The organism is Nocardia alba NBRC 108234 (assembly GCF_001612665.1).
Classification (GTDB): domain Bacteria; phylum Actinomycetota; class Actinomycetes; order Mycobacteriales; family Mycobacteriaceae; genus Nocardia; species Nocardia alba.
In genome coordinates this window covers 188,424-210,627 of sequence record NZ_BDAX01000010.1, presented here as the reverse complement: position 1 = coordinate 210,627, position 22,204 = coordinate 188,424, and the positions used below count along the sequence as shown (strand labels likewise).

The 22,204-nt window shown below is 66.9% G+C and carries 24 protein-coding genes; 16 read left to right on the top strand and 8 right to left on the bottom strand.

Annotation, left to right across the window (positions count from 1 at the left end; genetic code table 11):
* Position 1 precedes the first annotated feature (1 nt).
* Both NA12_RS13460 and NA12_RS13455 read left to right on the top strand, forming a co-directional pair.
* Positions 2–994 (top strand): isopenicillin N synthase family dioxygenase, encoded by a 993-nt coding sequence (locus NA12_RS13460; protein ID WP_067449662.1) that lies wholly within the window; start codon positions 2–4, stop codon positions 992–994.
* Positions 995–1,095: 101 nt separating this feature from the next.
* Positions 1,096–1,734 (top strand): GntR family transcriptional regulator, encoded by a 639-nt coding sequence (locus NA12_RS13455; protein ID WP_132369696.1) that lies wholly within the window; start codon positions 1,096–1,098, stop codon positions 1,732–1,734.
* Between the two features lie 16 nt (positions 1,735–1,750).
* Here NA12_RS13455 and NA12_RS13450 read toward each other — a convergent pair whose 3' ends face one another.
* Positions 1,751–2,269 (bottom strand): Lrp/AsnC family transcriptional regulator, encoded by a 519-nt coding sequence (locus NA12_RS13450; RefSeq protein WP_067449660.1) that lies wholly within the window; start codon positions 2,267–2,269, stop codon positions 1,751–1,753.
* Between the two features lie 132 nt (positions 2,270–2,401).
* Here NA12_RS13450 and hppD point away from each other — a divergent pair, with 132 nt between their 5' ends.
* From hppD to tuf, 7 genes are all read left to right on the top strand, one after another.
* Positions 2,402–3,544, top strand: a complete 1,143-nt coding sequence (gene hppD / locus NA12_RS13445) for a 4-hydroxyphenylpyruvate dioxygenase (protein WP_067449659.1) — start codon at positions 2,402–2,404, stop codon at positions 3,542–3,544.
* Positions 3,545–3,575: 31 nt separating this feature from the next.
* Positions 3,576–4,103, top strand: coding sequence for a DUF3558 domain-containing protein (locus NA12_RS13440; RefSeq protein ID WP_067449657.1), 528 nt, complete (start codon positions 3,576–3,578; stop codon positions 4,101–4,103).
* Positions 4,100–4,648, top strand: coding sequence for a DUF3558 domain-containing protein (locus tag NA12_RS13435; protein WP_243654742.1), 549 nt, complete (start codon positions 4,100–4,102; stop codon positions 4,646–4,648). The genes NA12_RS13440 and NA12_RS13435 overlap by 4 nt, the downstream gene beginning before the upstream one ends.
* 272 nt (positions 4,649–4,920) lie before the next feature.
* Positions 4,921–5,295, top strand: coding sequence for a 30S ribosomal protein S12 (gene rpsL, locus NA12_RS13430; RefSeq protein WP_056814220.1), 375 nt, complete (start codon positions 4,921–4,923; stop codon positions 5,293–5,295).
* Between the two features lies 1 nt (position 5,296).
* On the top strand, positions 5,297–5,767 hold the full coding sequence (gene rpsG, locus NA12_RS13425; protein WP_056814216.1) for a 30S ribosomal protein S7: 471 nt from the start codon (positions 5,297–5,299) through the stop codon (positions 5,765–5,767).
* 33 nt (positions 5,768–5,800) lie between these two features.
* On the top strand, positions 5,801–7,903 hold the full coding sequence (fusA, locus tag NA12_RS13420) for an elongation factor G (RefSeq protein ID WP_067449655.1): 2,103 nt from the start codon (positions 5,801–5,803) through the stop codon (positions 7,901–7,903).
* Between the two features lie 134 nt (positions 7,904–8,037).
* A complete protein-coding gene (tuf, locus tag NA12_RS13415) occupies positions 8,038–9,228 on the top strand; it encodes an elongation factor Tu (protein ID WP_067449653.1) in 1,191 nt (396 codons plus the stop codon).
* 76 nt (positions 9,229–9,304) lie between these two features.
* On the opposite strand, the gene NA12_RS13410 is transcribed toward tuf, so the two are convergent.
* From NA12_RS13410 to NA12_RS13400, 3 genes are all read right to left on the bottom strand, one after another.
* Positions 9,305–9,685 (bottom strand): nitroreductase/quinone reductase family protein, encoded by a 381-nt coding sequence (locus NA12_RS13410; RefSeq protein WP_255284079.1) that lies wholly within the window; start codon positions 9,683–9,685, stop codon positions 9,305–9,307.
* A gap of 75 nt (positions 9,686–9,760) precedes the next feature.
* On the bottom strand, positions 9,761–10,186 hold the full coding sequence (locus NA12_RS13405; RefSeq protein WP_067449649.1) for a PPOX class F420-dependent oxidoreductase: 426 nt from the start codon (positions 10,184–10,186) through the stop codon (positions 9,761–9,763).
* Between the two features lie 248 nt (positions 10,187–10,434).
* The gene (locus tag NA12_RS13400; RefSeq protein WP_067449648.1) at positions 10,435–11,337 is read right to left on the bottom strand and encodes a helix-turn-helix transcriptional regulator; all 903 of its coding nucleotides are present in this window, start codon (positions 11,335–11,337) and stop codon (positions 10,435–10,437) included.
* Between the two features lie 103 nt (positions 11,338–11,440).
* On the opposite strand from NA12_RS13400, the gene NA12_RS13395 reads away from it, so the two are divergent.
* Positions 11,441–12,931 carry an MFS transporter gene (locus NA12_RS13395; protein ID WP_067449647.1) on the top strand — a complete coding sequence of 497 codons (1,491 nt, stop codon included), beginning with the start codon at positions 11,441–11,443 and terminating at the stop codon, positions 12,929–12,931.
* A gap of 16 nt (positions 12,932–12,947) precedes the next feature.
* Here the strand turns inward: NA12_RS13395 and NA12_RS13390 are convergent, their stop codons facing one another.
* Positions 12,948–13,565, bottom strand: coding sequence for a TetR/AcrR family transcriptional regulator (locus tag NA12_RS13390; protein WP_067449646.1), 618 nt, complete (start codon positions 13,563–13,565; stop codon positions 12,948–12,950).
* On the bottom strand, positions 13,565–13,921 hold the full coding sequence (locus NA12_RS13385) for an SPW repeat domain-containing protein (protein ID WP_067449645.1): 357 nt from the start codon (positions 13,919–13,921) through the stop codon (positions 13,565–13,567). Before NA12_RS13385 ends, NA12_RS13390 begins: the two co-directional genes overlap by 1 nt.
* Positions 13,922–14,137: 216 nt before the next feature.
* Here NA12_RS13385 and NA12_RS13380 point away from each other — a divergent pair, with 216 nt between their 5' ends.
* The 3 genes from NA12_RS13380 to NA12_RS13370 all read left to right on the top strand — a co-directional run bounded on the left by NA12_RS13380 (position 14,138) and on the right by NA12_RS13370 (position 17,160).
* Positions 14,138–15,337 (top strand): NAD(P)/FAD-dependent oxidoreductase, encoded by a 1,200-nt coding sequence (locus NA12_RS13380; protein WP_067449644.1) that lies wholly within the window; start codon positions 14,138–14,140, stop codon positions 15,335–15,337.
* Positions 15,338–15,563: 226 nt separating this feature from the next.
* The gene (locus NA12_RS13375) at positions 15,564–16,328 is read left to right on the top strand and encodes a glutamate racemase (protein ID WP_067449643.1); all 765 of its coding nucleotides are present in this window, start codon (positions 15,564–15,566) and stop codon (positions 16,326–16,328) included.
* 58 nt (positions 16,329–16,386) lie between these two features.
* Positions 16,387–17,160: a DNA alkylation repair protein gene (locus tag NA12_RS13370; RefSeq protein ID WP_067449642.1), complete on the top strand. Its 774-nt coding sequence runs from the start codon at positions 16,387–16,389 to the stop codon at positions 17,158–17,160.
* On the opposite strand, the gene NA12_RS13365 is transcribed toward NA12_RS13370, so the two are convergent.
* Positions 17,157–18,212 (bottom strand): ferredoxin--NADP reductase, encoded by a 1,056-nt coding sequence (locus NA12_RS13365; protein WP_067449641.1) that lies wholly within the window; start codon positions 18,210–18,212, stop codon positions 17,157–17,159. The two genes, NA12_RS13370 and NA12_RS13365, sit on opposite strands and share 4 nt — an antisense overlap.
* Before the next feature lie 47 nt (positions 18,213–18,259).
* On the bottom strand, positions 18,260–18,898 hold the full coding sequence (gene mftR2, locus NA12_RS13360; protein WP_084472745.1) for a mycofactocin system transcriptional regulator MftR2: 639 nt from the start codon (positions 18,896–18,898) through the stop codon (positions 18,260–18,262).
* 185 nt (positions 18,899–19,083) lie between these two features.
* On the opposite strand from mftR2, the gene mftA reads away from it, so the two are divergent.
* The 3 genes from mftA (at position 19,084) to mftF (ending at position 22,204) form a co-directional block, all read left to right on the top strand.
* On the top strand, positions 19,084–19,188 hold the full coding sequence (mftA, locus tag NA12_RS13355) for a mycofactocin precursor MftA (protein WP_101468422.1): 105 nt from the start codon (positions 19,084–19,086) through the stop codon (positions 19,186–19,188).
* A gap of 2 nt (positions 19,189–19,190) precedes the next feature.
* On the top strand, positions 19,191–20,666 hold the full coding sequence (mftC, locus tag NA12_RS13350) for a mycofactocin radical SAM maturase (RefSeq protein WP_084472744.1): 1,476 nt from the start codon (positions 19,191–19,193) through the stop codon (positions 20,664–20,666).
* A 140-nt stretch (positions 20,667–20,806) separates the two neighbouring features.
* Positions 20,807–22,204, top strand: coding sequence for a mycofactocin biosynthesis glycosyltransferase MftF (gene mftF / locus NA12_RS13345; protein WP_067449640.1), 1,398 nt, complete (start codon positions 20,807–20,809; stop codon positions 22,202–22,204).

Genomic DNA, 22,204 nt, shown 5'->3' with positions numbered 1-22,204 from the left:
TATGACCACCAGCTACGACCTGTCCGAAGTCTCGCGCGAGAAGCAGATGGGCGGTCTCGGCAAGGAGACCACCGACCGGGAGATCCGCGTCATCGACCTCACCGACTTCGAGAACCGGCGCTCCGAGATCACCGAGGAACTCTGGGCCGCCGCCACCGAGATCGGTTTCTTCCAGCTCAGCGGCCACGGCATCCCGCAGGACCTGATCGACGACATGTTCGGCGCCACAGCGGATTTCTTCGCCCTGCCCGAGGAGGTCAAGGGGCAGTACCCCCTGGTCAAGAAGAACAACGCGGGCTGGGAGAGCCTGAGCCAGGTGCGCCCGTCCATCGGCGTGCCCGACCAGAAGGAGTCGTATCAGATCACCCGGCCGCACATGGACGCGCTGTGGCCCACCGATGCCGAACTGGCCGGATTCCGTTCCCGCGTACTCGATTTCGAAGGTCGGGCCTGGGCAGTGGCGATGCGGGTGCTGTCCTGCTTCGCCGACCGCCTCGGTTTCGAGCGTGAGTACTTCACCACCGCACACGATCCCAGCTCCGCGAGCTACCAGAGCGCCTTGCGTTTGTTGCACTACTTCGCTGTCCCCGTGGAACTGCGCGGTGTCGCCGGACGCTGGCGGGCGGGCGCGCACACCGACTTCGACTGCCTCACCCTGCTTTTCCAGCGCGACGGTCAGGGCGGGCTCCAGGTGTGCCCAGGCAAGGAGATGGATGAGCAGCAGTGGACTTCCATCACCCCGTCGTCGAGTCTGATCACCTGCAATATCGGTGACATGCTCACCCGCTGGAGCGACGACCTGCTGCCGTCGAACTTCCACCGTGTTCGCAGCCCCGGCGAGGGCGAATACCAGGGCGAGCGCTACAGCATCGCCTATTTCGCCCAGGCCGACCGCGACGCCGTCATCCAGGGGCCCGCGGGCAAGTACCCGCCCGTCACCGCGGCCGATTTCCTGACTCAGCGAGTACAGGCGAACTATCGCCCCCGGGGATAATCAGCGCAACCGAGGAAAGGACACGGCATGAGCGGTCAGCGCCCGCAGGAGGCAGCCCGCGTAACCCGTCGGAGCGCCCGAGCATGCCCGAGGATTCCGCGATGACCGAAGCCTCGCTGCTCGGCCGATCGGTCCATCGACGGATCCGGCAGATGGTCCTGTCCGGCGAACTGACCTCGGGCCAGTCGCTCAGCGTGCCGGCGCTGGCGACCGAGCTCGGGGTCAGCCGCAGTCCCGTCCGCGAGGCGGTGCAGCAGCTGATCTACGAGGGTCTAGCCGTCAGCGCGCCGCATGTCGGGGCGAAGGTGGCCGCCGTCGACGACGACCGGATCCGCGACGTCCTCGCGGTCCGGGCCGCCCTCGACGGTCTGGCCGCCGCCGCGGCCGCCACCCGCCTCACCGAGGCCGATCTCGACACGCTCACCGGCATCGTCACCGCCCAGCAGGCGCATCTGAACGACCGGGCCGATCCCGCTCGCGACGCCCAGCTCGACCTGGAATTCCACACCTTCATCCGCGACGCCTCCGGCAACACCTGCGTTGTCGACGAACTGGCCCGCCTGGAAGCCCAGGCCCACCTCTACCGCGGCGACCTGTGGTGTTCGGCCCGCAACCGCCGCGTCGCCCTGCGCGAACACCGACGCATCGTCGAGGCTCTCGAATCCGGCCACCCCGAGTCGGCCCGCGCCGCCGCCGAGGCACACGTGCAGGGTCTGCTGACCCGCCTCGCCAGGCACTGAACAGCTCCGGCCGGAATCATCGGCGTTGATCCCGGTACGCGGGCGCCTTCGCGGTGCCCGCCGGGGTCAGTGTGCGCAGCAGCGGCATCGTGCGGTGCGCGACCACCGTCGACAGCACGACCACGCTGTGCGACCGCACCACCGAACCGGTCCGATCGATGCTCAACAACACCGCTTGCAATCCCGCGTGTGAATCGGCCCCGATCCGGCACAGCACATCACCGGAACCGGTCGTCGCGTACGCCTCCAGCACCCCCGGGATCGCCGCCAGCTCCGCGCTCACGCTGTCGAGCGCCCCCTGTGCGATCTCCAAGGTCACGAACGCCTGCACATCGAAACCCGCTGCGGTGACATCGATGCGCGGATCGTAGGACGCGATCACCCCGGATTCCTCCATCCGGCTGATCCGCGCCTGCACCGTCGCCCGGGCGACCTTCGTCCGCCGGGACAGCTCGAGAATTCCGGCCTTCTGGAACTGGTGCATCGCGGTGAGGATCGCCAGGTCCAGTTCATCCAGTTTCGCGGGGGTGCGCATGCGAAGACCTCCCTGTCCGGTTCCTAGTCAAATTGTCCACCATCGGTGGGCTTTCGGTGGCTTCTCGAGCCGCCCTGTTCAGACAAAGGTGGAGTAGTTGCCCACCTGCGGTCCGGCGCGATTTCCTAGGTCATGACCATTGAGCAGCAGCTCGTCGGGCTGATCGAGCACGACGACAGTGTCGATCCGTTTCCGGTGATCGGGTGGGACGCCCTCGTCTGGGTCGTCGGCAACGCCACCCAGAGCGCCCACTTCCTGCAGTCCGCGTTCGGGATGCGGCTGGAGGCGTACGCGGGGCCCGAGACCGGCGATCGCGACCACAAGTCGTTCGTGCTGCGCAGCGGGGGAGCGCGGTTCGTGATCACCGGCGCGGTCGACCCCGACAGCCCGCTCGTCGCCCACCACGACCGCCACGGTGACGGCGTGGTCGACATCGCGCTCGAGGTCGCCGACGTCGACCGCTGCGTCGCCAGGGCCCGCGCGCACGGCGCGATCATCCTCACCGAACCGCATGACGAGACCGACGAATTCGGCACCGTGCGCTCGGCCGCGCTGGCCACCTACGGCGACACCAGGCACAGCCTCATCGATCGCTCCGCCTACGCGGGTCCCTATCTCCCCGGCTATGTCGCGCGCACTTGCGCCCGCGAGCCGGGCAAGCGCGTGTTCCAGGCGATCGACCACGTGGTCGGCAATGTCGAACTCGGCATGATGGACCGCTGGGTCGACTTCTACCGCGGCGTCATGGGATTCACGAATATGGCCGAGTTCGTCGGCGACGACATCGCCACCGAGTACTCCGCGCTGATGAGCAAGGTCGTCGCCAACGGCAACCACCGCGTGAAGTTCCCCCTCAACGAACCGGCGTTGGGCCGCAAGCGTTCCCAGATCGACGAGTACCTCGAGTTCTACCGTGGCCCCGGCGTGCAGCACATCGCCCTGGCCACCGGCGACATCGTCGAAACCGTCGACGCCCTGCGCGCCGAGGGGATCGAATTCCTCGCGACACCCGACACCTACTACGAGGACCCCGAACTGCGCGCGCGCATCGGCGCCGTGCGCGTCCCGGTCGACGAACTACAGCGTCGCGGCATCCTGGTCGACCGCGACGAAGACGGCTACCTTCTCCAGATATTCACCCGCCCGCTCACCGATCGCCCCACCGTCTTCTTCGAACTCATCGAGCGACACGGCTCACTCGGTTTCGGAAAAGGCAACTTCAAGGCCCTTTTCCAGGCCATCGAACGCGAACAGGACGCTCGCGGCAATCTGTGACCGGGTGCGCGGACCTACTACAGTTCATGCCATGCGGATCCTCCCGGCGATCATCACCGGCATGACCTTGGTCGTCATGCTGACGTCGTGCGGATCGGGGGACGACTCCGATACGCCGATGGGGCCGAACCGACCACCGCCGAAGGTCGCCTCACTCGGCCCCTTCGTCGGCGAGTGCGGTCACGTCACCGACGACGAAGTGCGCAGCCTCGCCGGCATCGGCCAGATCGCACGGGTCTACAAGAACGCGACCGGGTGCAACTGGCAGGGCGCCGGAATGAATTCCCCCAGCGTCACTTTCGCGTCCTACCGGGGCAGTCCGATCGAGCGGGAGAAGGCTTGGGTGTCCAACGTCGGACGCCCGCCCGAGGCCATCGATGTCGGGGGCAAACCGGGTTTCCAAGCACTGGCGCCGGAGGGAACTGTCTGCGACTTGGCTGTGCAACTCGACGACGACTTCTTCGAGTGGTCGATGAATACCGGCATGTTCCCTATCGGCGGTAACCCGTGCGACCGGGCCAGGAAAATGGCCGAGCTCACCGTGGGACGGCTGCAGTGAGCGCGGGCAAGGTCGCCGCCGCGGCGATGCTGCTGCTCACGCTCGCCCTGGCCGGCTGTGGACAGAAGGTCGAGGGCAACGCCCAGCCGCTGGGCAAGGGAGGTGGCGGTGAGACGATCAACTCCGACTTCGACAAACTGCTGCGCGAGTGCGAGGTCGTGGCCAACGACAAGATCGGCGGGATCGTCGGTAACGCCAAGTTCGTCATCAGTTCGTTCAGCGGCGCCGTCTGCATGTGGGAGATCGAGGACGCCCCAGGTGGGCCTGCCATGGCCAGCCTCAACTGGTACGAGATGGGTACACTGAACAACGAGAAGACCACCAACGACAAGTTGGGCTACACCTCCGGCGACATCACCGTGCAGGGCCGCAGGGCTTTGCAGGTGCGCCGACCGGGCGACAACGACTCCTGTGGCGTCACCGCCCCGGCCGCCGATGTCGGCGTGGTCGGGTGGTGGATCAACTACAAGCCCGGCTCGGCGCACCCCGATCCGTGCGCGGGCGCACAGAAATTAGTCGAGCTGACCCTGGATCTCGCCCGGTAGAAGGCTTGACGCGGCCCCCCGCTTTGACCCCGAATCGGGCACGCGGGTATCGTAGATCCCTGTGCCCGGATTGCTACGGGCAAGTTCGTGTGTGAACGTAGGCCAGCGAAAGCGGCCGATACGTTCCAACGTGCCTTGAAAAGGGCACTGAGCGCCACAGCGACACGCCCGACCACGGGTTAAGGGAAACGTGGTTTGACGTGCGGGTGAAAGCTCGATGAACTGCAAGACACTGCACACCAAGCGCAATTACCAATAAGGAAAGCCGGTCTATGCCAACCATCAACCAGCTGGTCCGCAAGGGTCGCCGCGACAAGGTCACCAAGACCAAGACTGCGGCCCTGAAGGGGAGCCCGCAGCGTCGTGGCGTGTGCACTCGCGTGTACACCACCACCCCCAAGAAGCCGAACTCCGCGCTCCGTAAGGTCGCGCGTGTTCGCCTGACCAGCGCGATCGAGGTCACGGCGTACATCCCCGGTGAAGGCCACAACCTGCAGGAGCACTCCATGGTGCTCGTTCGCGGCGGTCGTGTGAAGGACCTTCCTGGTGTCCGTTACAAGATCATCCGTGGATCGCTCGACACCCAGGGCGTGAAGAACCGCAAGCAGGCGCGCAGCCGCTACGGCGCCAAGAAGGAGAAGAGCTGATATGCCACGCAAGGGCCCCGCACCCAAGCGTCCGCTGATCAACGACCCGGTCTACGGGTCCCCGCTGGTCACTCAGCTGGTCAACAAGATCCTGATGGACGGCAAGAAGTCCACTGCCGAGCGCATCGTCTACGGTGCACTCGAGCAGGCGCGTGAGAAGACCGGCACCGATCCGGTCGTCACCCTCAAGCGCGCGCTGGACAACGTCAAGCCCGCCCTCGAGGTGAAGCCCCGCCGCGTCGGTGGCGCCACCTACCAGGTGCCGGTCGAGGTCCGTCCGGGCCGCGCCAACACCCTGGCGCTGCGCTGGCTGGTCAGCTACTCCCGCGCCCGTCGCGAGAAGACCATGGTCGAGCGTCTCGCCAACGAGCTCCTCGATGCCAGCAACGGCCTCGGTGCCGCCGTGAAGCGTCGCGAGGACACCCACAAGATGGCCGAGTCGAACCGGGCCTTCGCGCACTACCGCTGGTGATAGTCCGGCCCGTCACTTAAAAGGGAGAATTTCGTGGCACAGGACGTGCTCACCGACCTGAACAAGGTCCGCAACATCGGCATCATGGCCCACATCGATGCGGGCAAGACCACCACGACCGAACGCATCCTGTTCTACACCGGTATCACGTACAAGATCGGTGAAGTTCACGATGGCGCGGCCACGATGGACTGGATGGAGCAGGAGCAGGAGCGTGGTATCACCATCACCTCCGCGGCTACCACCTGCTTCTGGAAAGACAACCAGATCAACATCATCGACACCCCCGGGCACGTCGACTTCACCGTCGAGGTGGAGCGCTCGCTCCGCGTGCTCGATGGCGCTGTCGCGGTGTTCGACGGCAAAGAGGGTGTCGAGCCCCAGTCCGAGCAGGTGTGGCGTCAGGCCGACAAGTACGACGTGCCGCGTATCTGCTTCGTGAACAAGATGGACAAGCTCGGTGCGGATTTCTACTTCACCGTGCAGACCATCAAGGACCGTCTCGGCGCTCGTCCGCTCGTGATCCAGCTGCCGATCGGCGCTGAGAACGACTTCGAGGGCATCGTCGACCTGGTCGAGAACAACGCCAAGGTCTGGAAGGGCGAGACCAAGCTCGGCGAAGAGTACGAAGTCGTCGCGATTCCGGCCGATCTCGAGGAGAAGGCCGCGCAGTACCGTCAGGAACTGCTCGAGACCGTCGCCGAGTCCGACGAGGCGCTGCTCGAGAAGTTCTTCGGTGGCGAGGATCTCACCATCGAGGAGATCAAGGGCGCCATCCGCAAGATGACGGTCAACTCCGAGCTGTACCCGGTGCTGTGTGGTTCCGCGTTCAAGAACAAGGGCGTTCAGCCCATGCTCGACGCGGTCATCGATTACCTCCCTTCCCCGCTGGACGTCGAGGCCACCACCGGCCACGTGCCCAACAAGGAAGAAGAGCTGATCACCCGCAAGCCGAACGTCGACGAGCCGTTCGCGGCGCTGGCGTTCAAGATCGCGGTGCACCCGTTCTTCGGTGAGCTCACCTACGTGCGCGTGTACTCGGGTCAGGTGGCCTCCGGCGCCCAGGTCGTGAACTCGACCAAGGGCAAGAAGGAGCGTCTGGGCAAGCTGTTCCAGATGCACTCCAACAAGGAGATGCCGGTCGCCACGGCTTCGGCGGGCCACATCTACGCGGTCATCGGCCTGAAGGACACCACCACCGGTGACACCCTGTCCGACGCGCAGAACCAGGTCGTCCTCGAGTCGATGACCTTCCCGGATCCGGTCATCGAGGTCTCGATCGAGCCCAAGACCAAGTCCGACCAGGAGAAGCTCGGCACCGCGATCCAGAAGCTGGCGCGCGAAGACCCGACGTTCTCGGTCAAGCTCGACCAGGAGACCGGCCAGACCGTCATCGGCGGCATGGGCGAGCTCCACCTCGACATCCTCGTCGACCGTATGCGTCGCGAGTTCAAGGTCGAGGCGAACGTCGGCAAGCCGCAGGTGGCCTACCGCGAGACCATCACCAAGAAGGTCGAGAAGCACGAGTTCACCCACAAGAAGCAGACGGGTGGCTCCGGCCAGTTCGCGAAGGTCATCATCGCCCTCGAGCCGTTTGTCGGCGAGGACGGCGCGACCTACGAGTTCGAGAACAAGGTCTCCGGCGGTCGCGTGCCCCGTGAGTACATCCCGTCGGTCGACGCGGGCGCCCAGGATGCCATGCAGTACGGCGTGCTCGCCGGCTACCCGCTGGTGAACCTGAAGGTCAGCCTGCTCGACGGCGCGTACCACGACGTCGACTCCTCGGAAATGGCGTTCAAGATCGCGGGTTCGCAGGCCCTCAAGGAAGCGGCCCGTAAGGCCGGTCCGGTGATCCTCGAGCCGCTCATGGCGGTCGAGGTCATCACGCCCGAGGAATACATGGGCGACGTGATCGGCGACCTCAACTCCCGCCGTGGCCAGATTCAGGCCATGGAGGAACGCAGTGGTGCCCGTGTCGTCAAGGCGCTGGTTCCGCTCTCGGAGATGTTCGGCTACATCGGTGACCTGCGGTCCAAGACCCAGGGTCGCGCGAACTACTCCATGGTGTTCGCCCAGTACGCGGAGGTTCCGGCCAACGTGTCCAAGGAGATCATCGCTAAGGCGACCGGCGAATAAAACCCTCTTGCGGTCCAGTGACACACTGGACCGCAAGTGCTGGACGTCAAGAAGAAACCCGATCCCCACCCCCAGTGGGGATGACATACGCACTGCTGCAAATGCACGCACCAACAAGTCCAGGAGGACCCACAGTGGCGAAGGCGAAGTTCGAGCGGACGAAGCCGCACGTCAACATCGGCACCATCGGTCACGTCGACCACGGCAAGACCACGCTGACTGCAGCGATCACCAAGGTGCTGGCTGACAAGTACCCGAATCTGAACGCCGCGTTCGCGTTCGATCAGATCGACAAGGCGCCGGAGGAGAAGGCTCGTGGTATCACGATCAACATCTCCCACGTCGAGTACCAGACGGAAAAGCGCCACTACGCGCACGTCGACGCCCCGGGCCACGCTGACTACATCAAGAACATGATCACCGGTGCGGCGCAGATGGACGGCGCCATCCTCGTGGTCGCGGCCACCGATGGCCCGATGCCCCAGACTCGCGAGCACGTGCTGCTCGCCCGTCAGGTCGGCGTTCCCTACATCCTGGTCGCGCTGAACAAGTCCGACATGGTCGACGACGAGGAAATCCTCGAGCTCGTCGAGATGGAGGTCCGCGAACTGCTGGCTTCGCAGGAATTCGACGAGGACGCGCCGGTCGTGCGTGTCTCCGGTCTGAAGGCCCTCGAAGGCGACGAGAAGTGGGCTGAGTCCATCGTCGAGCTCATGCAGGCCGTCGACGACTCGATCCCGGAGCCGGTCCGCGAGACCGAACTCCCGTTCCTGATGCCGGTCGAGGACGTCTTCACGATCACCGGTCGTGGCACCGTCGTCACCGGTCGTATCGAGCGCGGCATCGTCAACGTGAACGAGGAGGTGGAAATCGTCGGCATCCGCGAGAAGTCGACCAAGACCACCGTCACGGGCATCGAGATGTTCCGCAAGCTGCTCGACCAGGGCCAGGCGGGCGACAACGTCGGCCTGCTGGTTCGTGGCATCAAGCGTGAAGATGTCGAGCGTGGCCAGGTTGTCGTCAAGCCGGGCACCACGACTCCCCACACGGAGTTCGAGGGCCAAGCCTACATCCTGTCGAAGGACGAGGGCGGCCGCCACACCCCGTTCTTCAACAACTACCGCCCGCAGTTCTACTTCCGTACCACGGACGTGACCGGCGTCGTTACCCTCCCCGAGGGCACCGAGATGGTCATGCCCGGCGACAACACCGAGATGAGCGTCAAGCTCATCCAGCCGGTCGCCATGGACGAAGGCCTGCGCTTCGCGATCCGCGAGGGTGGCCGCACCGTCGGTGCCGGTCGCGTCACGAAGATCATCAAGTGAGTCTGTAAGACCCACTGCACAACCTGAACGGCGTCGCTCCCCCGGGAGCGACGCCGTTCGGCGTTTCAGGGAAGGGTCAGTCGGTAGCGGCGAGCTGGACGCGGACGGTTACCCGGCCGCGGGGATCGCGCCTGGCGATCGCATGGCCGGGGTGGTCGATGCCGTCGATGCGGAGGGTTACTGCACCACCCTCGTCGAGAAAGTTGCGCCACCACTTCTTCTTGTCGGGCATCGCGGCGCCGATGACGTACTCCTCGCCGGAACGGCGATAGTTCACCGGTGTGGTGAACGTCCGCCCGGAACGCCGACCCACATAGCTGATCTGCGCGAACGACTTACCCAGGAACTTCCCGATGACCGGCGCTTCGGTCAATGCCACCACCCCGGCGTTCATCCCCTGCAATCCCCGACGCAACAACGATTCCTGAATCAACGGCTTCTCCTGCCTGATGAACAACGAATGTGCTGTTCCTCAAGCTACCGAGGCTTCTTGGCAAGGGACTGAGAGTCGTTGCGGGGCGGTGCCACGCGATCAGCGGATCTTGGCGCCGTAGACGTGTTCGACGGTCAACGACATCAGGACACGGCGGTCGGCGACCATGACCTCGCGGTATTCGTTCCAGTCGGGGTGCTCGCCCGCGGCCGCGCGGTAGTAGTCGACCAATGCCTCGACTTCCGGGCCGTTCGGGTCGGTGCCGGGGCCGGTCAAGGTGGCGGTGCCCTCGGCGGTGGCCCATGACCAGCCGTCGGCGCTGGTGACCTCGAGCGCGGCGCGGGGATCGCGTCGAAGGTTGATCGTCTTGGCGCGGCCCTCGGTCATGGAGACGTAGATGGTGCCCGCGGCGCGGTCGTAGTACGGGGTGACGGGGGAGAGCTGGGGGAGACCGCTGGCTTTGATGGTGGCGAGGATGCCGATGCGGGAGTCGGCGATGAGGGCGTGCAGGTCGAGTTCGGGCATCGGTGCGCTCCTAGGGGTGGCGGGGCTGCTCGTTGTGACGAACCGTGGTGGCCGCGCGTTTATGCCCGGCGGCGAAAATTTCGTCGGCACGCTGTGATCCGACGCCCGTGCCGTCCCAGGAACGCACATTCGTCGGAATTGGTGTTCCGTCTCGCGGGCGTCGGCGGTGCGCGCGGCCCTTGCGCCGGCCGGACCCGTACTGGTCGAGACCGGTGGCGTCGCGGGTGCGGCGCCACCGGTTCGTCGGTCTAGGGGTGGGTTCCCTCTGGTGTCTCGGAGTCGACCATCGCCGGACGTTCCCGCGTCCGGCTGGATCCGGTGGTCAGCAGGCGCAGGGCGTCGGCCGAACTCTCGTCGCGCGCGGTATAGACCTCGAGCCGGTGGTCAGGGCTGTCGGGTTGCAACCACACCTGATAGTCGACGTCTACCCGGCCCACCGTCGGATGCCGCAGATCCATCGGCCCGACGGTGCAGTCGGCGACCTCGGCGCCTGCCCACAGCGTCGCGAAAGTCGTACTGCGCATGGCGAGTTCGCCGATCAGTTCGGCCAAACGCGCGTCGGTGGGGTAACGCCCCGCGGTCAGCCGCAGGTAGCCCACATGAACGCGGGCGAGCTCGTCCCAGTTGCGGTACAGATCCCGGGCAAGTGGGTCGAGGAAGAACAGTCGCGGAACAGACGGACGTCGCGCGGGGTCGCCGGGCGCGGTGAAGTCGAGGTGCTCGCCCACGAGCGCGTGCCCCGCGTGATTCCAGGCGAGCACATCGCCTCGGCGTCCGAGGACCACAGCGGGCATGGTGTCGCCGAGCGAGCTGAGCAGCGTGAGCACCCGAGGGTGGGGCTGTTCCGGTTCGGCGCGGACCAGGCGCGCCACCCCCGGTTGTCCCGCGAGGTTGTGCAGGTGGGCCGTTTCGGCGGGGTCGAGCTGGAGCACCCGGGCGATGGCGTCGATGACCTGCGCGGACACGGTCCCGGCCTGATCTTGTTCGAGGCGGGTGTAATACCCGGCGCTGACTCCGGCGAGCTGAGCGAGTTCTTCGCGGCGTAAGCCGGGGACGCGGCGGGTGACGCCGAAGGTACGAAGGCCGATCCGTTCAGGGGTGGTTCGGTCGCGGCGGGACTTGAGGAATGTTCCGAGGCTTTCCAACTCCATCGTTCCCATCGTAGGTACCGCGGGGTGGTCTTGCCTATCCCGGCTGGGTGTACCCACGTCAGGGGCCTGGTTGCTTTCCGCCCGCGATCGCAGGGTGGGTGACATGAATCGAATCGATGTCGAGCTGCGGTCCTGGCTGGGCCTGCTGGTGGTGCTCGGTCCCGTACTGCTCGTCGCCATGGACGGCTCGGTGCTGTTCGTGGCCATGCCCGCCATCACCGACGCGCTGTCGCCTTCCGCCGACGAGTCCCTCTGGATCCTGGACAGCTATGGCTTCGCGGTCGGTTCCCTGCTGATCGCGTTCGGCGCCGTCTGCGACCGCTACGGCCGCAGACGGCTGCTGATCTTCGGCGCGGCGATGTTCGGCCTCGGCTCGGTGGGGGCGGCTTTCGCCACGAGCCCCGAGCTGCTGATCGCGTTCCGGGTCCTGATGGGTGTGGCCGGGGCGACGCTGTTGCCCTCGGCGCTCGCCGTTCTCGGCACGCTGTTCACCGATCCACGCCGACGCGCGCAGGCCATCGGCGTCTTCGCCGCCACCTTCGCCGCGGGTTTCGCGATCGGCCCGATCGTCGCCGGTCAGCTGCTCAGCCGGTTGTGGTGGGGGTCGGTGCTGCTGATCAATGTGCCCGTGGTGGTGGCGTTCTTGGTGCTGGCCCCGATTCTGCTCGGCGAGGTGCGCGCGACCGGTCCGGGCCGTATCGATGTGGCGAGCGTAGTCACCTCGGCAACCGGGTTGCTGACCGTCATGTATTCGGTGAAACATGCCGCCGCGCAGGGGTTCTCCACATCTTCGATGATTGTCGGACTGACCGGTGTGGCACTGCTCGGATGGTTCGGCCGCAGACAGAGCCGCATCGACAACCCGCTCATCGACTTCGCCCTGTTCCGGAATCCGGTATTTGCCATCGCGATCGTCACCGGGTTCCTGCCACTGGCGGCCTGGTCGGCGACCGCGTATCTGGCCGCGACCTATCTGCAATCCGTCCTCGGCACGGCCATCGCCGACGCCGCGCTGCTCGCGGTTCCCGGCGCGCTCGTGCTCACCGTGGTCGCCGTCCTCACCCCGGCCGTCGTGGCCCGTATCGGTCGCTCGGCCGCCCTGATCACCGCCCACTTCACGATCGCGATCGGACTGTCTCTGCTGCTGGCGACCAGCACCGGCGGCGGGGTCGGCTGGTACATCGCCGCGACGGCGGTGGCGGGTATCGGCTACGGCATCTCGTTCAGCGTGGTCGCCGATATCGCCGTGGCGGCGGTCCCGGCCGAACGGGCGGGCTCGGCCGCCGCGCTGGCCGAAACCGGCAACGAACTCGGCAACGCGCTCGGTATCGCCCTGTTCGGTTCGCTGGCCGCCGTCGTCTTCCGCCTCGACGGTCCCGACCTCGCCCCGACCCTCGGCGAAACACTGCATCTGCCCGACCTCGCCGCGGTGATAGTCGACGACGCCCGCGGCGCCTTCGTCAGCGGACTGCACGCCGTGGCCGCCACCGCCGCCATCCTGCACGGCGTCCTCGGCGCGGTGTCCCTCCGTGTTCTCGGCACCGCGGGCGGATCGGAATCTGCTCGACGGCGCCCGGCGGCGATCCGAAGCTGACGGTCCGAGGCTGCCCTCAGCCGAGTTGGGTCATGCCCGCCGCGACCACCTCGGCGACGTTCATCAGGTCGTCTGTCGTGGGCACGGGCAGGCCATCGAGGGCGTGCAGGCGGTCGGTGCCCGCGATGGCGAACATGGCCGAGACCCAGGCGGCCGCGCAGGCATGCAGGGTGGCAGGGCGGATGGGTGCGGGGGTGCTGGCCTGCAGGACGTGGGCGGTCAGGTCGAGGAGCTGATCGCGCAGTGCGCGCAGTGTGCGGCGTACGTCGGGATGGGTGTCGGCCTCGCGCCACATGATCACCCGCAGCACCGAGGAATGGTGGTCACGCAGGTTGATCGCGGTGTCGAGGTTGATCAGGCTGGCGGCCGGATCGCCGGGGCTGACCACGGCGGCGAGGTCGTCGATCGGGTTCTCGGGGACGCGTTCGCGCATCAGCGCGGACAGGATCGCGTTCTTGGTGGGGAAGTAGTAGAAGACCAGCCCTTTCGGCACGTCGGCCGCGGCGGCGACAGCGGCGGTCGGGGTGGCGTCGAATCCCCGGGCGGCGAAAAGGGATTCGGCGGCATCCAGGATGAGTTGCCGGGCGTCGCCATCGCGTTTCGCGCTGCGGCGCCCGACCCGTCGGCCCGGCATCAGTGATGCGGAGCCATGTTGTGCAGACGCTGGTTCATCGCGGGCAGCGCGGCGACAGCCACCACCGCCGTCACGACGCCGACCACCCACGCGGTCCAGGACGCGCCGCCGAACGCGGTGAAGTTCATGGCCCACGGCGAGATGAACAGCAGCACGCCGAAGACGCCCATCGCGTAGTCGGCGACGATCAGCTCGTCCCGTGCCATCTGGATCAGCCCGGTCGCGGCGATGAGTACGCCGAGCACGATGAGGGTCCAGCGTGCGTTGTCGTTGGTGTCGAGCCACAGTGGCGACAGCGCGGTGAACGCGCCGAGCACCACGGCGAGGAAGTCTTGTGCGCGACTGTTGGTGAACATGGGAATGTGCCTCCTCGTTGAGACGAAAATACCTCTGACCTCGGTCTACTCCTGATTGACCGCCCGGTCTATCCCGGAACGGACACGGTTGGGTTGCGACGTGGGTGTCACAAGTGGCCGACGCACTGGTACAAACATCTGGGGGCCGTAGTGGTCCGCGACACAGCAGAACATGGCCTGATCGGTCGGTGACCGAGCACGCCGAGAGGACACAATATGAGCGCGCCCATCGTGATCGTCGGAGCGGGTCTGGCAGGCCTGCGCACGGCCGAGGAACTGCGTCGGGCCGGGTACGAGGGCGGCGTGCTGCTGCTCGGTGACGAGACCCGCCCGCCCTACGATCGCCCGCCGCTGTCCAAGCAGTTCGTGCGCGGCGAGACCGATGACACCACGCTGCGCCCGCCGGAGTTCTTCGCGGAGAAGAACATCGAACTGCGTCTCGGCACCGCCGTCACCGCGGTCGATACCGCCGCGCGCGCCATCACCCTGGCGGACGGCGCCACCATCGCCTACGACCAACTGATCATCGCGACTGGTCTGCGCCCCCGCAGACTCCCGGGGCTACCCCAGGTGGGGGGTGTCCATGTGCTGCGGGCGCACGAGGACGCCGAGACCCTGCGGACCGAACTCGACGGTGCGCGCCGCGCGCTGATCATCGGCGCCGGTTTCATCGGCTGCGAACTCGCCGCGAGCTTCCGTGCCGCCGGCGTCGAAGTGACCCTGGTCGAACCTCAGCCCACGCCGCTGGCCTCGGTTCTCGGCGAGCAGGTCGGTGCCCTGGTGGCGCGCCTGCACCGCGACGAAGGTGTCGACCTGCGCTGCGGCGTCGGGGTCGACACCCTGCGCGCCGACGACGCGGGCCGGGTGGGTGGCGCGGTTCTCACCGACGGCACCGATATCGACACCGACCTGGTCGTGGTCGGTATCGGCTCCGTCCCCGTCACCGACTGGCTGGCCGACTCCGGCATCGAACTGGCCGACCGGTCCGCCGGCGGCGGCGTGCTCGCCGACGAGGTGGGCCGCACCGGCGCCGACGGTGTCTGGGCGGTCGGCGATGTCGCCGCCTGGCAGCACGACACCGGCGTCCGCAAGCGCGTCGAACACTGGACCAGCGCGGGTGAACAGGCGAAACTGCTGGCCACCGCCCTGCTCGGCGGCGCATCGCCCACGATGGCCCGCGTTCCGTACTTCTGGAGCGATCAGTACGACGTCAAGATCCAGGCGCTCGGCACCCCGTCGCCCGCCGACGACGTCACCGTGGTCACCGACGACGGCCGCAAGTTCCTCGTCTACTACTCCCGCGACGGCATCCTCACCGCCGTCCTCGGTGCGGGCCTGACCGCCCAGGTGATGAAACTGCGCGCCAAACTCGCCACTCCCACCCCGGTCGCCGACCTGCTCGCCGCCGCGGGCTGACCGGCATCCGGCACCGACACCGCCCTCGCGAACGAGGGCGGTGTCCGAAATCCGCGCAGCGCCGCCGAGGTCGGGAACGGCGACGCACCGTGACCGACGACTCGAGGCGGCTGAGGCGGGCCGTCGGTGCGGGAGCGGGCGCTGGTTCCGGTGCGTCATCGGGTCGAGAGACGGTGCGACTGTGGTCGCGAGGGGCCGATTCCGCGCCCTGTAATACGGTGTAGCGGTGATCGTCGCGCTCATCGATTCCGGCCTCGGCCTGTTGCCAACGGCTGCGTGGTTGCGCAAGCTGCGGCCCGATGTCGATCTGCTGCTGCTACTCGACCCCGATGGCGCGCCGTGGGGGCCCAAGCCCGAGCAGTGGGTGGTCGAGCGGGTCGTCGGCGCGGCTCGGCAGGCGGTCGAGTCGGGGGCCGAGGTGATCGTGCTGCCGTGCAATACCGCCAGTGTCACCGCGTTGGCTCACGTACGGGCCGAGGTGGGGGCGTCGGTGCCCGTGATCGGCACGGTTCCCGCCATCAAACCCGCTGCCGCGCAATGTAATTCAGTGGCGGTGTGGGCCACAGCCGCGACCACGGCCAGTCGCTACCAAGCCGATCTGATCGCTCGGTTCGGCGGTGACGCGAAGGTCGTAGGGGTGGCCTGCCACGGTCTGGCCGACGCGATCGACCGTGGTGACATCGCGGCGATTCGCGAGTCGATCGCCGATTCCGCCGCTCGCACCCCGACCGATGTAGAAGGCGTGGTCCTCGGCTGCACCCACTATCCGCTGGTCATCGACGCCATCATCGCCGCCCTGCCCGACGGTGTGCGCCTGTTCGACAGTGCCCAGGCCGTGGCCGCGCAAACCGTCCGCAAGATGGACGAACTGGGCCGCCCCGCCACCGGAACCGGGACGGTCACCGTCCGCACGAGCGGACGGCCGGGTGAATTGCCTTCCGGTGCCGCGACATTCGAGTCGGGACGACTTCTGGGCGCGCTTCCTGCCTGATCGCGCGCGGCCGTCGGACAGCAGGCGGTGTGCCGACATGTCACCGCCCCGGTGTTGAATGCGGAGCAAACCCGCCGACCCGGAGGTGCGTGTGTCCGAGCTTCCCACCGCCGCACAGGTGCGCGAGGCCCTCGCCGACCTGGCGAACCCTACCGACGCGCAGCACCTGCAACGCTTCTTCAAGACCGGCCCCGGCGAATACGGCGAGGGCGACATCTTTCTCGGCATCCGAGTTCCCGTGACCAGAAAAGTGGCGAAACGGTTTCCCACGCTGCCGCTTTCGCAGATCGACGAACTTCTCGACAGCCCCCTGCACGAGGAACGCCTGGCCGCCCTGTTCATCCTCAACGCCCGCTTCGCGGCGGCATCGAAACCGCGCGCCCTCGACGACAAGGCCCGCCGCGAGATGGTCGATCTCTATCTGGCGGCCCTGCGGCGGGGTCGGATCAACAACTGGGATCTGGTCGACGCCTCCGCCGAACACATCATCGGGCCCTGGCTACTGGACAAAGACCGCACCCTGCTCGTCGAACTGGCCGAACAGGATTCGCTCTGGGAGCGCCGGGTGGCCCTGCTCTCCACGTTCGCGTTCATCAAGGCGGGCGACCCGAGCACCACCTTGGAACTGGCCGAGATCCTCCAGGCGGACCGTCGCGACCTGATCCAGAAGGCGCTCGGCTGGATGTTGCGTGAAATCGGCAAGCGCGTCGACCGGACCGCGCTCACCGATTTCCTGAACGAGAACGCACCCGGACTCGGCCGCACCGCGCTGAGCTACGCGACCGAACATCTCGACCCCGAGCAACGCGCCGCCTACCGCGCCATGCGCTAGAACTGGATGCGCAACCGATCGGTCACCGGCCGCGCCTGGCAGCCGAGGATGTACCCGTTCTCGATGTCCTCGGGATCCAGGATCTCCGAATTGGCCATCTCCACCTTGCCCTCGAGCACGGTGCAGGCACACGATCCACACTCGCCCTCCTGGCAGGAGTACGGCACGTCGAGGCCCTTGTCGAGCATGATGTCGACCAGTGTCTGCTTGCGTGGCCACGACATCTCGTGCACCTGGCCGTCGAGTTCCACCTCGACCGTCGCCGCGTCGGCGGCCTCGGCCTCGGAGACCTCGGCGGGCGCGTGGTCGGCGAACGGATCGCCCGCCAGCGAGTTGAAGATCTCGGCGTGGGTCCGGTTGCGTGGCACCTCGAGGGTGGCGAGCGCGTCGTGCACCAGGTCCATGAACGGCTTGGGCCCGCACATGAACGCCTCGTAGGAGGTGTAGGGCCGGACCAGGGTGGCCAGCATGTCGGCGGTGGGCAGGCCGAGCAGCGGTTCGAGCCAGTGGATGACGGTGAGTCGCTGGGGATGCTTGCCGACGAGATCGCGGAGTTCGTCGGCGAAGATCACCGAGTTCGCGTCGCGGTTGGCGTAGACCAGCACCACCTTGCCCGAACCTTGCGACAGCGCCGACTTCAGGATCGACATCACCGGCGTGATCCCGCTACCCGCGCCGAACAGCAGCATGTCCTCGTCGAGGTCCTTGGGCGTGAACACGCCGGACGGCGGCAGTACCTCGATCTCGGTACCCGCGGTGATGTTGTCGCACAGCCAGTTCGAGCCGTATCCGTCCACGGTGCGCTTGACGGTCACCTTCGGCAGATCGTCGGTGAACGGCGAACTGGCCAGCGAATAGCAGCGAGCGACCGAACCGGTCCGCTCGCTGGGGATGCGCAGCGTCAGGAACTGGCCGGGCGAGTAGGCGAAGCGCTCGCGAAGTTCGGTGGGCACCTCGAAGACCACGGAGTTGGTGTCGGCGGTCTCGGCGATCACCGCGGCTACTCGCAGTACCACCGAGCGTGAGCCGTGCGGAACCTCGACTGTGGTCATGTCGTCCTCTCGAGCAGAACTAGCCAAAACTAGAACGTGTTTCAGTTTCATGCTAGGCCGGGACGTGCCTGCAGGGCAAGCTGCGCCTCGAGTCCGGCGACCAGCACCTCCATCCCGAAGTCGTAGGAGTACTTGCCGCGCAGGTCGGGCATGTACTTCGTGGCTCGGGCCACCGCCTCGGGCAGCAGCACGTCGGCCGGCGCGGAACGGTCGCGCGGGTTCACTCTGCTGCGACCGAACAGATAGGTGTGGATGGTCGCGTAGGCGGCCAGCACATTGCGGTCGCTGAAGCCCGCGTCGAACAGGATCTCCATCACGGCTTCGATCAGGTCGAGCTGCTTGCCGAGCATCTGCTCGAGCAGGATGTCGCCCAGGCCGGGATGTGTGCGCAGTTTATCGTCTATCTGATCGATCAGATCGCGCAGGCGCTCCTGCCACGGGCCGGATTCGCGCGGCGGCTTTCGCACCCCGAGCAGCGCGGCGCTGGCGACCAGGTCGAGTAGCTCGCGCTTGTCCGCCACGTAGTAGTACGGCGCCATCGGCGACACCCCGAGCTCGCGCGATAGTCGCCGCATCGATAGCTTCTCGACCCCGTCTTCGCGCACCACCTTCAGTGCCGCGTCGACGATCTCGGCCTCCGACAGCGTCGAACTCGCGCCGCTGCCCGCCCCGCCATGGTTACGCAAGCCTTTGCCTCACCTCTGCTGCCGCTGGGCCATCAGCCCTTTTCCCATTCTGCCCCCGGAAGTCTAGAGGGGTCGCCACCGATGGGTGTGGGGTGTGCTCAGGGAAAAGATTTTCCGATTCCGCCTCTTTATGGCAGTCACTGACGTTAAAGTTCGGGGTGACCGGCAACACAATGGAGGTAGTCATGCCTGAGAACACCACGCCTGCGACCGTCGAATCCGACGAGGACCTGGTCACCGAGACGCTGATCGAAGAGGTCAGCATCGACGGCATGTGCGGCGTGTACTGACCATGCTCGATCTCGACACCCGGTGGACACTGCACCCGCGGGTCTCGTTGCGTCCGGAGTCCTTCGGCGCGCTGCTGTACCACTTCGGAACCCGCAAGCTCTCGTTTCTCAAGAGCCGCGATCTCGTCGACGTGGTCCGGTCGCTGCCCGCGCACTCTTCCGTGCGCGACGCACTGCGTGCCAAGGGCATCGACGCCTCCGCCGCCCACGTCAAGGCGCTTGCGCAACTGGCCGACACCGACATGATCGTGGCCGCACCCGGCCCGCTCACCCCCGCGCCGACAGCCTTGGCGCCCGGTGACGCCACCCAGGGCGGCAGGCTGATCGATCGTTTCGAATCGGGTCTGGCCGCACCGATCTGCCTCACCTGGGAACTCACCTACGCCTGCAACCTGTCGTGCGTGCACTGCCTGTCCTCGTCGGGGCGCCGCGACCCGAACGAACTGAGCACCGAGCAGTGCAAGGCGCTGATCGACGAGTTCGAGCGCATGCAGATCTTCTACGTCAATATCGGCGGCGGCGAACCGACCGTGCGCCCGGACTTCTGGGAACTGGTCGACTACGCCACCGCGCACAACGTGGGGGTCAAGTTCTCCACCAACGGCGTTCGCATCAACGAAGAGGTCGCCGCGCGCCTGGCGGCCAGTGACTACGTCGACGTCCAGATCTCCCTCGACGGCGCCGACGCCGCGGTCAACGACGCCGTGCGCGGTCCCGGCTCCTACGACACCGCGATCAAGGCACTGTCGAATCTCGCTGCGGCGGGTTTCACCGATGCCAAGCTTTCGGTGGTCGCCACCCGTCACAACATCTCCCAGCTCGACGAGTTCAAGGCCATCGCCGATAAATACGGCGCCACCTTGCGACTCACCCGCCTTCGCCCCTCGGGTCGCGGCGCGGACGTGTGGGACGAACTGCACCCGCTGCCCGAACAGCAGCGCGAGCTCTACGACTGGCTGGTGCGCAACGGCGAGGGCGTGCTCACCGGCGACTCGTTCTTCCACCTGTCCGCGTTCGGCTCGGCCCTACCGGGTTTGAACATGTGCGGCGCGGGCCGGGTGGTCTGCCTGGTCGACCCCGTCGGCGACGTCTACGCCTGCCCGTTCGCCATCCATGACCGCTTCAAGGCCGGAAACATCGTCGCCGACGGTGGTTTCGAGGCGGTCTGGACCGACTCGGAGCTCTTCGCCGAACTCCGCGAACCGGTCGACGGTGGCGCGTGCACGAAGTGCTCGCACTACGACTCCTGTCGCGGCGGCTGCATGGCGGCGAAATTCTTCACCGGCCTGCCCGCCGACGGACCCGATCCCGAATGCGTGCAGGGCTACGGTGAAGCGGCATTGACAGCGCCGGGTCGCACTATCCCGCGCCCTGCCGTCGATCATTCCCGCCCGGTGCGCAGCCGTAGCAGGGTGTCGCTGCCACTGACCGTGAAGCGCCCACCTGCCAAGGCGTGCAACGAGAGTCCGCTCGGTTAGCCGGGTCCGGTTGCCGGAAATGCGCTGCCGATCTTGTTGGCACTTCCGGCAACCGGTCATGGCGGCATTTCAGGCAGACTTTCGTCCTTTTTTGTGGGGTGATGATGTCTGAGAGCCCAACTGCGAATAGCATGCGAGGAATGCGCCATGATCGTCTGCCCGACGGCTTCGGGGTACGGATCGATCCACGGGTGCGCGCATTTTCCGGTGGTCGGATCCTGATCGGAGGATCGCCCGCACGGATGCTGCGCCTGGCCCCGGAGGCCGCCGAGCTGATCGGCGACGGATACCTGGAGGTGACCGACACCAAGTCCGCGATCGTCGCCCGCCGACTGCTCGATTCCGGCGTGGCCAACCCGCGTCCGCGGCTCGAACCGTCACTCGACGACGTCACCGTCGTCATCCCGCTCTACAACAACGCCGATGGGCTGTTGCGTCTGCTGGCGGTGCTGCGCGGACACAATGTGATCGTCGTCGACGACGGCTCCGACGAGCCGGTCCGCATCCCGCCGCGACCGGGCCGTGGTCAGGTGACGGTGCTGCGGCACGAGAGCCCGCTCGGCCCAGCGGCCGCCCGCAATGCCGGATTGCAGGCGGCGACAACGGGCTTCGTCGCGTTCCTCGACTCCGATGTGGTGCCGCGCAGCGGGTGGCTCGAGGTCATGCTCGGGCATTTCAGTGATCCGCAGGTCGCGCTGGTCGCGCCGCGCATCGTGGCCCTCGATTCCGAATCCAACGCGCTCGCCCGCTACGAACACACCCGCTCCTCACTCGATCTGGGCCGCCGCGAATCGGCGGTGCACGCGCGCGGCATCGTGTCGTATGTGCCGAGCGCAGCACTGCTGACCAGGCGTGCCGCGCTGCTCGGCGAGGACGGATTCGACGAATCGATGCAGGTGGCCGAGGATGTGGACCTGTGCTGGCGGCTCGAACGCGCGGGCTGGCGGCTGCGCTACGAGCCCGCCGCGCACGTCGCCCACGATCACCGGGTGGCCTTCCGCGCCTGGTTCGGGCGAAAGCTGTTCTACGGCACCGGAGCGGCGCCGCTGGGCAAACGGCACTCGGGCCTGGTCTCGCCGCTGTCGGTGCCGACCTGGACCGTGCTGGCCAGTCTGCTGTTCGCGACCCTGTCGAAATGGGGTCTGCTCGGTGGACTCGTCACCCTCGCCACGGCACTGGTCCGCCTGCGCCGGGTCTTCACCGAACTGGACAACCCGACCCGGATCGCGGCGGTCTACCTCGCGCGCGGCTACTTCGCCGGGATGTGGCGACTGGCTTCGGCGATGTGCCGCGACTATTGGCCGGTGACGCTGCTCGCGGTGATCGCGTCGAGCCGAATCCGCAGGATAGCCATCACGATGGCACTCGCCGACGGTCTGGCCGACTGGTTCACCCATCGCGACTCGGGCGGGCTCGATCCGGTGCGCTATGTGGCCTACAAGCGTCTAGACGACGTGGCCTACGGCACGGGCCTGTGGCTCGGCGTCCTGCGAGCGCGCAGTTTCGAAGCGCTCAAGCCGAGCGTGCCGCCCCGCTGA